At 57.5% G+C, this 15228-nt stretch carries 9 protein-coding genes; 5 read left to right on the plus strand and 4 right to left on the minus strand.

From position 1 onward, the window contains the following. Window positions 1-20: 20 nt before the first annotated feature. The gene (gene malT / locus B3041_RS01725) at window positions 21-2723 is read right to left on the minus strand and encodes an HTH-type transcriptional regulator MalT (protein ID WP_292968718.1); all 2703 of its coding nucleotides are present in this window, start codon (window positions 2721-2723) and stop codon (window positions 21-23) included. 275 nt (window positions 2724-2998) lie between these two features. Here malT and malP point away from each other — a divergent pair, with 275 nt between their 5' ends. After that, a complete protein-coding gene (malP, locus tag B3041_RS01730) occupies window positions 2999-5401 on the plus strand; it encodes a maltodextrin phosphorylase (protein ID WP_292968720.1) in 2403 nt (800 codons plus the stop codon). Window positions 5402-5403: 2 nt separating this feature from the next. Next, on the plus strand, window positions 5404-7464 hold the full coding sequence (gene malQ, locus B3041_RS01735; protein WP_414692344.1) for a 4-alpha-glucanotransferase: 2061 nt from the start codon (window positions 5404-5406) through the stop codon (window positions 7462-7464). Between the two features lie 88 nt (window positions 7465-7552). On the opposite strand, the gene malM is transcribed toward malQ, so the two are convergent. The 3 genes from malM to malK form a co-directional block, all read right to left on the minus strand. Beyond that, the gene (gene malM / locus B3041_RS01740; protein WP_292968722.1) at window positions 7553-8464 is read right to left on the minus strand and encodes a maltose operon protein MalM; all 912 of its coding nucleotides are present in this window, start codon (window positions 8462-8464) and stop codon (window positions 7553-7555) included. A gap of 114 nt (window positions 8465-8578) precedes the next feature. After that, window positions 8579-9880 carry a maltoporin gene (locus B3041_RS01745; RefSeq protein ID WP_292968724.1) on the minus strand — a complete coding sequence of 434 codons (1302 nt, stop codon included), beginning with the start codon at window positions 9878-9880 and terminating at the stop codon, window positions 8579-8581. 26 nt (window positions 9881-9906) lie between these two features. Continuing rightward, window positions 9907-11031 carry a maltose/maltodextrin ABC transporter ATP-binding protein MalK gene (gene malK, locus B3041_RS01750; protein WP_065647383.1) on the minus strand — a complete coding sequence of 375 codons (1125 nt, stop codon included), beginning with the start codon at window positions 11029-11031 and terminating at the stop codon, window positions 9907-9909. Window positions 11032-11392: 361 nt separating this feature from the next. Between malK and malE the strand changes: the two genes are divergently transcribed. From malE to malG, 3 genes are read left to right on the plus strand one after another with little or no spacing between them, the layout of a single operon-like run. Continuing rightward, window positions 11393-12583 (plus strand): maltose/maltodextrin ABC transporter substrate-binding protein MalE, encoded by a 1191-nt coding sequence (gene malE, locus B3041_RS01755; RefSeq protein ID WP_292968727.1) that lies wholly within the window; start codon window positions 11393-11395, stop codon window positions 12581-12583. Window positions 12584-12641: 58 nt separating this feature from the next. Next, window positions 12642-14174, plus strand: a complete 1533-nt coding sequence (gene malF / locus B3041_RS01760) for a maltose ABC transporter permease MalF (protein WP_292968729.1) — start codon at window positions 12642-12644, stop codon at window positions 14172-14174. 9 nt (window positions 14175-14183) lie between these two features. Then, a complete protein-coding gene (gene malG / locus B3041_RS01765; RefSeq protein ID WP_065647380.1) occupies window positions 14184-15074 on the plus strand; it encodes a maltose ABC transporter permease MalG in 891 nt (296 codons plus the stop codon). Window positions 15075-15228: the final 154 nt, after the last annotated feature.

Raw genomic sequence — 15228 nt, forward strand, 5'->3', positions numbered from 1 at the left:
TGCGTATTGCTTAATCGTTTTTACACATATCCCATCAGCCTGAGCATCGATCGCGCCTCGTGCATCGCTTCATTGCGATGCGTAACACCCAGTTTCTGATAGAGGTTACGGATATGGGTTTTAATGGTGGTGGCTGCTACATCAAGTTCGCCGGCAATCTGCTCATTACTGTAGCCGGAATAGATCAGGCCCAGCACCTGCCATTCACGCTGCGTCAGCGGACTGGTGCGTACCAGCTCCGGGACATCAGGATGATTGAGTAAACGGCTGACAAAGCCTTCATCAAAATGGGCAAACTTATGACGGTGATATTTGTTAATTTCGTGCAGAATACGGCGGGCGCGATGTTCATCTATCTCTTCCAGCACCGAAAGCTGTAACAGCTGCCGCAGCTGCTGCGCCATTATTTCGCCCTCAATAACAAACTGACTGATAAAGCCTGTACTGCGCGCCAGCTTCAGGGCGGCAATCAGCACCCGCTGGGCATCAGGTTTCCGGTGAGTCTGCCAGTAAAGCTGATTAAGCAGCAGCAGGTTGCTGTTAAAATCGCTGGTGAGCTGAAGCGCCTGTGCATTCTCATTGAGTTCATCCAGAATAACTTCCGCCTGAATCAGATCGCCCGCCAGCAGCTGCGCCCGTGCCACATTGCGCCACTGCTCCTGCAAAAAGTGATTGTTGGCGCTGGCTGGCCGCGAGGTGATGCGCAGCCACTGGCTGGCGCTGGCAGTATCACCGGTCAGCTGCCAGTAAAGGATACGCGCTTTGTCCGCGTTGGCGCTCCAGTCGATATGCAATATACCGTTATTGAGCAGGTTCTCCAGCCGGGTGATGTGTGTCCGGGCATTATCCAGATTGCCCCGCGCCAGTGAGCACTGGATCAGTAGCCCCAGACACTGGATCTGCTGCTGCGGCGGAAAGCCGCGCAGTACCTGCATTCCCTCACGCGCCGCCTGTTCAGCGTCATCAAGACGGCCCCAGGCCCAGAATAACTGCGCCCGGATACGCAACAGAAATTCATGCAGCGGGAACTGGGCGAGATGCTGTTCCTGGACCAGACGAAACGCTTTCTCCTGTATTTCCCAGGCCGATTGCAAAAATCCCTGAGCAAATAAAATTTCACTCTGCTGGATCAGGCTCCATAACACGTAGTGCCAGGTCTCTTCATGCCGCGCCATCTGCTCTGTCTGACGCATCAGCGCCAGCGAATCAGCCAGCTCACCTTTGCAATGCATGACCTCACCGTGGACAGAGGTCGCGACAATGCGGCTATAGCTTTTCGAGGCCGGCAGCAGCTGCAGAGCGAGGCGGGCCAGCTGCGCGGCCTCCTCCGCATTGCCATCGTTAATCGCTACCTGAGCACGTATCGCATGCAGCTCGCCCTGCAGGGACGCATCCATCTCGCTGCAGCGCTGCTGTTCAAACTGCGCCAGCAAACTGTTGACTTCAGAAAAGCGATGCTGGCTCTGCATCAGCCACGCCTGCAGCAGCACCAGCTCTGGATTTTCCAGCAGTAGCGGCCACGGCAGCACCCGCAGTGAAGACTCCAGCAGCGCCAGTTCACTTTGATTGAACAGCGTCCAGGCGTGCTCCAGCAGCACGTCGCGCAGCATCTCAGTATCACCCGACGCCAGGGCATGGTGGATAGCCTCACCCGGAAAGCCCTGTATCATCCAGCCGCGCGCCGCAGCACGGTGCAGGGCCGGCAGCTCGGCGCTGAGTTCCCACTGACAGCGCTGGCGCAGAAAACTGCCGAACAGCGGATGGTAGCTGAACCACTCACCCGCATTATCCATGCGTTGCAAAAACAGCCCCTGCCGCTCAATCTCCTCCAGCCGCATGCGGCCATTATCTTCACCCGTGACACAGGTCACCAGGGCATCATTCATCGATCGCAGAAGCGCACTCTTCAGCAGGAACTGGCGGGTATCAGCATCGACAGTATCCAGAACCTCTTCTACCAGATAATCAGTGAGATGGCTGGCGTTGATACCTGATAAACGGCGTGCAGAGTCCTGAGCAGAGCCTGCTCCCTGCCGGGCTGAAATAGCAATAAGCTGCAGTGCGGTTGCCCAGCCTGCCACATCGTCACACAGCTGGCCGCTCTCTTCACTGGCCAGAGGAGCCTGCAGGCGGGTATCAAAAAATTGTTTCGCCTCATCATGCGTAAAGGCCAGCTGCTGACTGCTCAGCTCCAGCAGCTGTTCACGTACGCGCAGGTTGGCGATGCCCAGCTGTGGCAGACCGCGTGACAGTACAACCAGCGTCAGATTTTCTGGCTGATGCTTCAGAAAAAAGCGCATCGCTTCATGAATAACCGGATTCGTAATATGATGATAATCGTCAATCACCAGCCAGCCCGGGCGCTGATAGTCGGCCAGCTCAATAAACAGCTGTGAGAACAGCGCGTTCAGATTCACGTAGTGTCGCTTCTGCGCCAGTGATTCACTGCGACTGCAGCTGCCCTGAGTGGCCTGCTGCAGCGCTGCGATCAGGTAGTCAGCAAACCGTTCTGGCTGGTTATCCCCCTCATCCAGCGAATACCAGCCGAGATCGCGCTTTTCTGCCGCCCACTGCGAAATCAGCGTGGTTTTACCGTACCCTGCCGGACTGGTAATTAACACCAACCGGTAAACGGCAGCGGCGTTCAGTTTCTGCAGCAGACGGCTACGGATCACCATAGTGTCATGGCGCACAGGACGACTCAGTTTTGACGGGATCAACATCGACGCACGCTCCTCCGTTAACGTCTGCGCAGTATTATTTTACGCTTCGTAATTATTCGACATACACGTTATCCATACGCTCATCTAATGCAAGCGAACTCAGCAGCGCGGCTTAACAAAAGCGAGGAGTATCACACTCCTGTCACGCTTTCGGAGTTTCCTTACCCTCTCCTCCCTCCCACTCCTCCTGCCGGAATCGTGCCGGGGAGGAGGAGAGGCGCAACCGGCGCAGGCAAACTACATACTGACCTCTTCCCTTGACGGATGCTTAAGCCATGACCCAGTTACCTTTTGATTCCGACCGTTTTTCTGCTGCACTCACGCGACAGTGGCAGCGCTTTGGCCTGCAGAACGCGCAGGCCATGAGCCGGCAGCAGTGGTGGCACGCGCTGAGCGGTGCGCTGGCCGAACTGCTGGCCGAATTGCCGGCACAGCCGGCGACGGGACCGCAGCGCCACGTTAACTATATTTCGATGGAGTTTCTCACCGGCCGGCTGACCGGAAATAACCTGCTTAATCTCGGCTGGTATCCGGCGCTGAATGACCTGCTGCAGCAGCAGGGGCAGTCGCTGAGCGATGTGCTGGAACAGGAGACCGATCCGGCGCTGGGAAACGGAGGGCTGGGGCGTCTGGCTGCCTGTTTCCTGGATGCGATGGCAACCACCGGCCAGCCCGCTATCGGTTACGGCCTTAACTATCAATACGGGCTGTTTCGTCAGCATTTTACCGACGGCGCGCAGCAGGAGCAGCCGGATGACTGGGGGCGAAATCGTTACCCCTGGTTCCGTCATAATGCAGCGCTGACGGTAACGGTGAGTCTGGGCGGTAAGGTGGAAACCGGGCAGGAAAAAACCCGCTGGATCCCGGCGTTTCAGCTGCAGGGCGAAGCCTGGGATTTGCCGGTTGTGGGTTATCAGAACGGTGTCGTGCAGCCGCTGCGCCTGTGGCAGGCGAGCCATGCGCAGCCGTTTGATCTGCAGCGTTTCAATAACGGCGATTTTTTACGGGCGGAGAAGCAGGGCATCGATGCAGAGAAACTGACTAAAGTGCTCTACCCCAACGATAACCATCAGGCGGGTAAAAAACTGCGCCTGATGCAGCAATATTTCCAGTGCGCCTGTTCGCTGGCGGATATCCTGCGCCGCCATCAGCAGGCGGGTCACCCTATTGAAACGCTGGCCGGGCACGAAGTCATTCAGCTCAATGATACCCACCCCACGCTGGCGATTCCGGAACTGATGCGCCTGCTGCTGGATGAATACGACTTTAGCTGGGATCGCGCCTGGCAGCTGACGCAGCGCACCTTCGCCTATACCAACCACACGCTGATGCCGGAGGCGCTGGAGTGCTGGGACCTGACGCTGTTCCGTACCCTGCTGCCGCGCCACATGATGATCATCAATACGATCAATGCGGCGCTGAAGCAGCAGGTTGAGGCGCAGTGGCCCGGCAATGCCGCCCTCTGGGCCAGACTGGCGGTGGTGCATAATCATCAGGTGCGTATGGCCAATCTCTGTGTGGTGACCTGCTTTGCCGTTAACGGCGTGGCTGCCCTGCACTCGAAACTGGTAACAGAAGATCTCTTCCCGGAGTATCACGCACTCTGGCCGGCAAAATTCCACAATGTGACCAACGGCGTCACGCCGCGGCGCTGGATCAACCAGTGCAATCCGGCACTGGCTGCGCTTATCAACCGCAGGCTGGATACACCCTGGCTGACCGACCTTGACGCCCTGCGCGCGCTGGAGCCACTGGCAGAAGACGCGGCATTTCGTGCGGAATATCGCGCCATCAAACAGCAGAACAAGCGCGATCTGGCGCAGTGGGTACTGCAAAAAACCGGCATTGTGATCAATCCGGACGCGCTGTTTGATGTACAGATAAAACGACTGCATGAGTACAAGCGTCAGCATCTGATGCTGCTGCATATCATTGCGCTGTGGCAAACGCTGGTGAGCGATCCGCAGGCCAATGTCACGCCACGCGTGATGCTGTTTGGTGCAAAAGCCGCCCCTGGTTATGCGCTGGCAAAAAATATTATCTATGCCATCAATAAAGTCGCCATGACGGTAAATGCCGATCCGCGTGTTGGCGACCGGCTCAAAGTGGTATTCATCCCGGACTATAACGTCTCTGTAGCAGAGAGGCTGATCCCGGCGGCCGATCTCTCTGAGCAGATCTCTACGGCCGGTAAAGAAGCGTCAGGCACCGGCAATATGAAGCTGGCGCTGAACGGTGCCCTGACCATTGGTACGCTGGATGGCGCTAATGTGGAGATTGCCCGCGAGGTGGGTGAGGAAAATATCTTTATATTTGGCCATACCGTGGAACAGGTCAGCGCGCTGAAAAAAGCGGGCTACGCCCCGGCGGTGTGGCGCAGGAAAGATAAACAGCTGCATCAGGTGCTGACCGCGCTGGAAGATGGCACCTTTAGCAACGGCGATCGCACTGCGTTTGACGCGCTGGTAAAAAGTCTCGGGGCGGAGGGTGGCGATCCCTATCTGGTACTGGCCGATTTCCGTCACTATCTTAATGCACAGCAGGATGCAGAAAAACGCTGGGCTGACAGCGAAGCCTGGACCCGCGCGGCGATCCTGAACACCGCACGCTGCGGTATGTTCAGCGCCGATCGCGCTATCCGTGATTATCAGCAACGTATCTGGCAGGCGGCGCGCTAAACATGACAATGACAACCCTTAACCCGGATACGCTGATTGCGCCGGAATATATTGACGCTCACGGCAAACCGCGGCGTATTCCCGCAGCTACCGCACAATGGCTGCACTCAGTTATACAGCCGCCAGTCGCCACGCCGTCAGCGCTGCCCCCGGTCGCGATTTTTCGTCACGGAGAAGCCGCCGTATTACAGCCGGTGCTGAGCACAGCGGCAACATGGGAGCTGACCAGTGAAGCGGGTGAGCGCTGGTCAGGTGAGTGTCAGCCTGATGAAACGCTGACGCTGCCGGCGCTGCCGGAAGGCTATCACCAGCTGACCCTGACGCAGCCAGTGCTGCTGTCGCGCTGCAGCCTGATTATTGCGCCGTCGCGCTGCTACGAGCCTCCTGCACTGCTGGCCGGCGACAAACTCTGGGGCTGCTGTGTGCAGCTCTATACGGTGCGATCGCAGCATAACTGGGGCATCGGCGATTTTGGCGATCTGCGCCGGATGGCAGCAGAGATCGCACAGCGCGGCGGTGCGTTTATCGGACTCAATCCGCTGCATGCTCTCTTTCCGGCCAATCCTGACGGTGCCAGCCCTTACAGCCCCTCTTCACGCCGCTGGCTGAACGTGCTCTATATCGATATCAATAGCGTGGAGGATTTCAGGCTCAGTGATGCGGCGCAGGCGTGGTGGCAGCAGCCTGATACGCAGCAGCGGCTTGCGGCCGCGCGTGACAGCGAGTGGGTGGATTATCCGGCTGTTACCGCGTTAAAGCTGGAGGGTTTACGTCTCGCCTGGCGGCAGTTCAGGCGACGTGCGCCGGATGAGCCGGTCATGCAGGAATTTGATGCGTTTGTGAAAGCGGGCGGACAGAGCCTGCTGAGTCAGGCGCTGTTCGATGCCTTGCAGGCGCATCAGCGCGCTAAAAACCCCGCCCTCTTCGGCTGGAAAAGCTGGCCGGAAGCGTATCAGCACCCCGACAGCGCTGCCGTGCTGGCATTTCGCATTGAACACAGCGACGAGGTGCGTTTTTACCTCTGGCTGCAGTGGCTGGCTGCCTCACAGTTCGCGGCGTGCTGGGCCGTATGCTGCGCGCAACAGATGCCGGTCGGCCTCTACCGCGATCTGGCGGTAGGCGTCGCGCAGGATGGCGCAGAAACCTGGCGCGAACGCGATCTCTATTGTCTTCAGGCCAGCGTCGGCGCGCCACCCGATATTCTGGGTCCGCTGGGGCAAAACTGGGGGCTGCCGCCGATGGATCCGCAGATCCTGACGATGCGTGCGTTTACGCCGTGGATCGAGCTGCTGCGGGCCAACATGCGCGACTGTGGTGCGCTGCGTATCGATCACGTGATGGCGCTGCTGCGCCTCTGGTGGATCCCGCAGTATGAGAGTGCCGCTGAGGGCGCCTACGTGCATTATCCGGTGGATGCACTGCTGGCCATTCTCGCGCTGGAGAGCCAGCGCCATCGCTGTATGGTGATTGGTGAGGATCTGGGCACCGTGCCGGAAGCGATTGTCGCTAAGCTGCGCGACAGCGGCGTCTATTCCTACAAAGTGCTCTACTTTGAGCAGACCGGAAAGCGCGCATTTCGGACACCTGAAGCCTGGCCACGGCAGGCAATGACGGTGGTCACCACCCATGATATGCCCACGCTGCGCGGCTGGTGGCAGAGTGATGACTTAACCCTCGGCAGCAGGCTGGGGCTCTATCCGGATAAAGCGATTCTGGCGGGTCTGTACCGCGAGCGCGCAGCGGCGAAAAAGGCGCTGCTGCATACGCTGCAGCAGCAGGGCGCGCTGGCGCACCGCTATCCGCGACAGCGCGGGCGCGCGCCCATGCGCCGCGCGATAAACCGGGCAGTTCACCGCCTGGTGGCCGCCAGCAACAGCGCGCTGCTTGGTCTGCAGCCGGAGGAGTGGCTCGATATGGAGCAGCCGGTCAACGTGCCCGGTACGGTTGATAGTTACCCGAACTGGCGCCGCAAGCTCAGACTGTCACTGGAGGCGATGTTTGCGGATGAGGGGATTACACATCTGCTGCAGGAGGTCAGCCGCATACGTCAGCAGCGCCCTTAATCAGACGCCCCGGACCGGGGCGTTTTCTGCAATAAAAAAGGTGCGCCGTAGCGCACCAGGTGCTGCAACTCAGCACTGCGGGGCGGTTTCACCCCTTGCCTTTTACACTGCTGATAAACGTTTGCCGCGCGGAGGTTGATCCCAGACGCTCGGCCTCATTCAGAAGTTTCAGCGCTTTATCAATGTTGCCCTGGCTGACCGCCTGACGGATATTCTGATTGAAGTAACTTTCGGTGTCGTTTTCCAGCGGCACCGGTTTCACGACAGAGGCAGGACGCACGGCAGCAGGCGCTGGCGGCTGGGTATTACCAACCATAACCGGCGCTGGCGCTGATGAACCAAACAGCGGCCCCACCAGAATTGAGGATGCGGAACTGGTGGAGACGTTCAGCTTCAGCCTGCCGGTCTGGCTGTGTGTGGCAACCGGATCGGGAATATCAGGGACCGCATGGCCGGTGCCTTTCGCGTAGGCTTTGGCCGGGTCGACCAGCGTGGTGGTCTGTGTCAGATCGTTGTCGGTGGTAAAGACCAGCAGATAAATTTTCTGCTGTCCCGGTACCGGGGTCAGCTTCATCACGCCTTCAAGACGATCGGCGCTCATGACGCCCGGCTGCTGATAAGTAAAGAACTGCGACGGGAACCAGGCCGCCGGACGCAGGTTTTCATCAAGTACCAGAACATTAGGCGCGAACACGCGGTTGTCAGCGACCTCGCTGCTCAGCGTGACGGTCAGTTCACCCTGGTTAGCGGGCAGGCTATACGCCGCTACCGGACCACGGATACCCGGCAGAGCCTTTCCGCTGTCGCTTTCGCTCAGCAGGGTTGTCACCGCACGCGATGTATCAGCAGGTTGCCAGTTCAGGCGCTGCAGGCTATCGGGCGAAACGGCGGGTGCGGTAGAGAGATCCTGCGGCACCAGATTAATAGCAGCAACAGCGGGCAGCGTGGCGCTGGTCAGCAGCGCAGCGCTCAGGCAGAGCGCGGTAAGCGTTTTTTTCATCGTTTTATCTCTGATAGCGGGAGGCAGCGCTGGCACCAGGCAATGGCCGGCGCTGTCTAATCGGTGAGCCGCACCGGTTCGTGCGGCTATTCTGTTACAGGGTAACGCTGTGGCTTACCACCAGATTTCCATCTGTGCGCCAAAGCTCCACTCGTCGTTGTCGCCCCGGCTATTGGTGAACAGGCCGTTACCGGTGCTGTCAGCGGCGGCCAGCGTGGTCAGGTTACCCTCCGCATTTTTGCTGTAGCCCCACTTCTCATCCCATTTGGCATAGGTGGCAAACAGACGCAGTGCCGGACGGGACCAGATGCTGTCGCCCGCCTGCCACTGCTGGGCCAGCGTAATTTTGTACTGACCGTTGCGATCGCCGACCTGCTGCGACTTCACGTTGTCGTAGCCCAGCTCCAGCAGCGTGCTCATGATAGGCGTCCATTTGTACATCGGACGCACGCCCACGGTATACCATTCGTTGCCGCGATTATTACTGAGGTCGGTGTTCTGATACATCGCAACGTACATCAGGTCCCAGCGCTCGGCCAGCGAGATGGCACCGTGATCCAGCACGCGATACATTTTGCCGTCGTTATTGATATTGGTGCCCTGCGGCAGCCCTTTACCCTGTGAGGTCAGCGCGTCCGTTGCGTACTGCAGCACAAACTTGTTGTAGCCTTTCAGCATGCTCTGCGTATGTTCGGCGGTGAAGAGCCAGCCATCTTTGGATGCGCCATCCTCCAGGCGATAACCATCGCGTGCGTTAGCACGACCATAGTCAACGCCAAGTTCCAGCACGCCATCCGGGTTAGTCTCCAGGCCCGCCAGGCGCACATCAAAGACGTCGTTCGCGGTGCTGGTGGCGTAGTCACGGATGCGATCGCTGGAGAAGGTGTAGGAGCCGCCCGCTTCCGAGGAGCGCGTGGCGGCGAAAGAGAGTTTGCCGAAGCCGAGATCAACATCTTCAAGGCCCGCGCCCGGACCGGAGATATCCCAGTAGTAGAAGTCGATCATGTGCACGTCATGGCGCTGATAAAAGCGCTTACCGGCCCAGATGGTGGAACCCGGCAATGCATCGATCAGGTTTTTACCTTTAACGTTGGCTTCGCGAAATGCAGGTGAAGTGGCTTCCCAGTCATTCTGTTGCGAGACGGAATAGGCAACGTTGGTGTCAAAATAGAAACTCTTATCGCCCTCCTTCCAGACTTCCTGCCCAAGCTTAAGCTCGGCGTAGGTTTCACACTCGTTACCCAGACGGTACTTACTTTGTGCGCCGGTTGCCTGGAAGCACTGCTGTTCACCGCCGCTGCCGGTCCAGCCAATGCCGGAACGGGCGTACCCGGTGAAGTCCACCGCCATAGAGGAGGCGGACAGGGTGCCCGCAGCGATAGCGATCGCCACGGGGAGTTTGCGCAGAGTTATCATTTATTTATCTCCTGAGGTCATTGCTTTTATTGTTTTGCAGGGTATACACCAGGCTCCTGATGCAGCCTGCGACAGGCGCTTCCATCTTCACGAAACAGATGGCAGCGTTCCGGCGGCAGGCCGATGCCCATCAGGGCGCCCTCTTCTGCCAGCACCACGTCCTCCTGGCGATAGACCAGGTTTTGACGGATGGCGGGGATTTGAATGTGGATTTGCGTTTCATTGCCGAGCTGTTCAACCACCTGCACTTCACCCTCCAGCGTGACATCGGCGATGTCGCTGGAGAGCAGATGTTCAGGCCGGATACCCAGTGACATGTTGCTGCCAATCTGCACGCCGGTGCTTTCAACCGGCAGCCAGACCAGCTGATTATTGGGCAGCCGCACCTGAACCTGATCGATCGCAGTGGCGGTGACTTTTACCGGAAGAAAATTCATGCGCGGGGAACCGATAAATCCGGCGACAAAGCGATTGGCGGGGTAATGATAAAGTTCCAGCGGTTTGCCAACCTGTGCAATGCGCCCTGCTTCGAGCACCACAATTTTGTCAGCGAGCGTCATCGCCTCTACCTGATCGTGGGTAACGTAGATCATGGTGCGCTTCAGCCGCTTATGCAGCCGCGAAATCTCGATGCGCATCTGGACGCGCAGCGCGGCATCGAGGTTGGATAACGGCTCGTCCAGCAGGAAAACGCGTGGCTCTGCCACCAGTGTCCGGCCAATCGCCACGCGCTGACGCTGGCCACCGGAAAGCGCTTTAGGACGTCTGTCCAGCAGATGCGCCAGCTGCAGCACTTCGGCTACCTGATTTACACGCTGCTGGATCTCAGCACGCCTGACGCCGGCCAGCTTCAGGCCAAAGGACATGTTTTCGGCAACGTCCAGATGCGGATAGAGGGCATATGACTGAAACACCATGCCGATACCGCGTTCGGCTGGCGGCACCTCATTCATGCGCTTGCCGCCAATCAGCAGATCGCCTTTGGTAATGGTTTCAAGCCCGGCGATCATCCGCAGCAGGGTCGATTTACCACAGCCGGATGGCCCGACAAACACCACAAACTCACCTTCGGCAATCTCAAGATTGATATCTTTTGAGACTTCGGTTTCACCCCATGTTTTGGAGACATGACGTAACGCAACGCTCGCCATAATACTTTTCCTCTCAACGTACCCTGCTGGCTGCTATGGCCACTGGCCGATTCTGTGGCTCATCATGAAAGCCGCAAGCGTCGCTGACATCCTCCACCACAACGGGAATGTAAGGGGGATGAGTCAGGAGGAGGAGAACGAATAAATGCTGACGCTCAGCTGCGCACTAAAGAAATTTTTGTGAAGTCTGACGCAGAAAAGTGCGTGGGAAAGTGTGCGCCAGCCCATAAAAACAGCGGTTTTTGCGGGCACGATCACGCACTTATGCCCGCAGGCGTAGAGAGCAGGAGGATGAAACACGACGGCAGAACCTGACAATAAACGGGACGCTACTTTCCGCTTTCGTTTACAGGATGGACTTATGACAATGAAAACCGTCTCGCGCTTATTCGCGCTCTCCGCGCTCTCCGCTGTGCTGTTCTCTGCTTCGGCAATGGCAAAAATCGAAGAGGGAAAACTGGTTATCTGGATCAACGGTGACAAGGGCTACAACGGACTGGCCGAGGTTGGCAAAAAATTTGAGCAGGAGACCGGCATCAAAGTCACCGTGGAACATCCGGACAAGATGGAGGAGAAGTATCCGCAGGTGGCCGCCACCGGGGATGGCCCCGATATCATTTTCTGGGCCCACGACCGTTTTGGCGGCTACGCACAGTCCGGCCTGCTGGCAGAGATTTCACCCGATAAAAATGTGCAGGATAAACTGTTTCCCTTTACCTGGGATGCGGTGCGTTACAACGGCAAGCTGATTGGTTACCCGGTATCCGTAGAATCGCTTTCGCTCATCTATAACAAAGATCTGGTCGCTGAGCCGCCAAAAAGCTGGGAAGCCATCGCCAATCTGGATAAGCAGCTGCGGGCCAAAGGCAAGAGCGCCATTATGTTTAACCTGCAGGAGCCCTACTTTACCTGGCCACTGCTGGCGGCAGGCGGTGCCTACGCCTTCAAACCTACCCAGAGTGGATTTGATATCAAAGATACTGGCGTGGATAACGCAGGGGCGAAAGCGGGCATGCAGTTCCTTGTAGATCAGGTCAAAGCCAACGTGCTGAATGCGGATACTGACTATTCGATAGCAGAAGCGGCGTTTAATAAAGGGCAGACGGCAATGACCGTTAATGGCCCGTGGGCGTGGAGCAACATCGATAAAAGCGGTATCAACTACGGGGTGACCACGCTGCCCACACTTAATGGCAAACCGTCTAAAACCTTTGTCGGTGTACTGAGCGCCGGTATTAATGCCGCCAGCCCTAACAAAGAGCTGGCAAAAGAGTTTCTGGAAAACTACCTGCTGACGGATAACGGACTCGAAGCGGTTAATAAAGATAAGCCGCTGGGTGCCGTGGCGCTGAAATCGTATCAGGCCATTCTGGAAAAAGATCCGCGTATCGCCGCCACCATGAGCAATGCGCAGAATGGCGATATCATGCCAAACATTCCGCAGATGTCCGCTTTCTGGTATGCCATGCGCACCGCCACACTCAATGCGCTGAAAGGACGTCAGAGCGTCGACGCCGCGCTGAAAGATGCGCAGGCCCGTCTGAACAAGTGAACCTTCTCTGAAGCCGGCGCTGGCCGGCTTTTTATCAGCTGTTGAGGAATTCCGAATCATGTCAGGAAAAACGGAACGGTACAGCCGGATGCTGAAAGGCGCACTGGTTGGCGGCTGCTGTCTGTTAGTCGGCTATCTGCTGGTGCTGATGTATGCGCAGGGTGAATATCTGTTTGCGCTCATGACACTGATCGTCAGTGCGACCGGCATCTGGATTTATGCTAATCGCCGCGCTTACGCGTGGCGCTATGTCTATCCGGGGCTGGCCGGCATGGCTATTTTTGTGCTGTTTCCACTGGCCTGTACTATCGCTATCGCGTTTACCAATTACAGCAGTACCAATCAGCTTTCGCAGGAACGCGCGCAGCAGGTGCTGCTTGGCAGGCAGTATCAGGATGGCGCAGGACTGAATTTTGCACTCTATCCGGCCGATCGGCGCTGGCAGCTGATGCTCAGCGACAGCAGCAGCGGTGAGCGCTACGTTTCCACGCCGTTTGATTTGGGTGCCGCGCAGACCCTGACGCTGCAGCAGGCGTCGCTGCCCGCCACGCAGCGCGCCACGCTGAAAGTGATCACCACGCACCGCCAGGCGCTGAGCCAGATCCGTGCCCGGTTGCCGGATGGGCGTGAACTGGTGATGAGCTCGTTACGTCAGTTCTCGGGTACCCGCCCGCTGTATGTTGCAGAGCGCCGGGGTGTGCTGAAAAATCAGCAAACCGGCGTACGCTATCAGGCTAATCCCGATACGGGTTTTTACCAGCAGATAGCTGCCGACGGCAGCTGGAACAGTGAACAACTTAGCCCGGGCTTTACGGTCAACGCAGGCTGGAAGAATTTTGCGCGCGTTTTTACCGATGAAGGGATCCAGAAACCGTTTCTCGCCATTTTCGGCTGGACGCTGATCTTCTCTCTGGTCACGGTGATCCTGACCGTTGCAGTGGGCATGGTGCTGGCCTGCCTGGTGCAGTGGGAGGCGCTGCGTGGTAAGGCTATCTACCGCGTGATGCTGATCTTGCCTTACGCCGTACCGGCTTTTATCTCCATCCTTATTTTTAAGGGCCTGTTTAACCAGAGTTTTGGCGAAGTTAACGTCATGCTCAATGCGCTGTTTGGCGTCCAGCCTGCCTGGTTCAGCGATCCAGCGCTGGCGCGTACCATGCTGGTGATTGTGAACACCTGGCTTGGCTATCCCTACATGATGATTTTGTGTATGGGGCTGCTGAAAGCCATTCCGGACGATCTCTATGAAGCATCGGCGATGGATGGCGCAGGTCCGCTGCAGAATTTTTTCCGCATTACGCTGCCGCTGCTGCTTAAGCCGCTTATGCCGCTGATGATCGCCAGTTTTGCCTTCAATTTTAATAACTTTGTTCTGGTGCAGCTGCTGACTAACGGCGGGCCGGATCGCATCGGTACTACTACGCCTGCTGGCTATACCGATCTGCTGGTTAACTATACCTGGCGTATTGCGTTTGAGGGCGGCGGCGGACAGGATTTTGGCCTGGCTGCGGCTATTGCGACGCTGATTTTTATGCTGGTCGGGGCGCTCGCCGTCATTAACCTGAAAGCTGTGCGCATGAAGTTTGACTGAGGAAAAATTATGGCAATGGTTCAACCCAAATCGCAAAAGCTTCGTTTGCTGCTGACGCATCTGCTGCTGCTGGTTTTTATTGCCGGCATTCTGTTTCCGCTGCTGATGGTGGTCGCTATTTCACTGCGTTCCGGCAATTTTGCAACCGGATCGCTGATCCCAGATCAGATCTCCTGGGAGCACTGGAAACTGGCACTGGGCTTCAGCGTTACCCATGCAGATGGCAGCGTTACGCCGCCGCCCTTCCCGGTACTGCTTTGGCTGTGGAATTCAGTGAAAATCGCGGCGATTAGCGCGCTGGGTATCGTCACGTTATCCACCACCTGCGCCTACGCTTTTGCCCGCATGCGTTTTGCCGGCCGCGCAACCTTGCTGAAAGGGATGCTGATCTTTCAGATGTTCCCGGCGGTGCTGTCGCTGGTGGCGCTGTATGCGCTGTTTGACCGGCTGGGACAGTATATCCCCTTCCTCGGCCTCAATACGCACGGCGGCGTAATCTTTGCCTATCTGGGGGGCATTGCGCTGCATGTCTGGACCATTAAGGGCTATTTTGAAACGATTGACGGCTCGCTGGAAGAAGCGGCTGCGCTGGATGGTGCCACACCGTGGCAGGCGTTTCGTCTGGTGCTGCTGCCGCTGTCAGTGCCGATTCTGGCCGTGGTGTTTATTCTGGCCTTTATCGCCGCAGTGACCGAAGTGCCGGTTGCCTCATTACTGTTACGGGACGTTAACAGCTATACGCTGGCTGTTGGCATGCAGCAATATTTAAACCCGCAGAACTACCTCTGGGGCGACTTTGCCGCCGCCGCGGTATTGTCTGCCATTCCCATCACGCTGGTGTTCCTGCTGGCACAGCGCTGGCTGGTCAGCGGCCTGACAGCAGGCGGCGTCAAAGGCTAACCTCTTCATCATTGTGTGACCTCGCTGCCCCGGTGTTTAACCACCACTGGGGCGTTTGACGGCCTCCGGGCCGTCTTTTTTTTGGTGAGAAAGGCAAAACAACAGATTTTATCCCAATATATTTCCTTGTATCAGACTTAGAGATGATTGATTT

The sequence above is a fragment of the Pantoea sp. UBA4549 genome (genome assembly GCF_002387285.1).
GTDB classification, from domain to species: domain Bacteria; phylum Pseudomonadota; class Gammaproteobacteria; order Enterobacterales; family Enterobacteriaceae; genus Pantoea; species Pantoea borealis.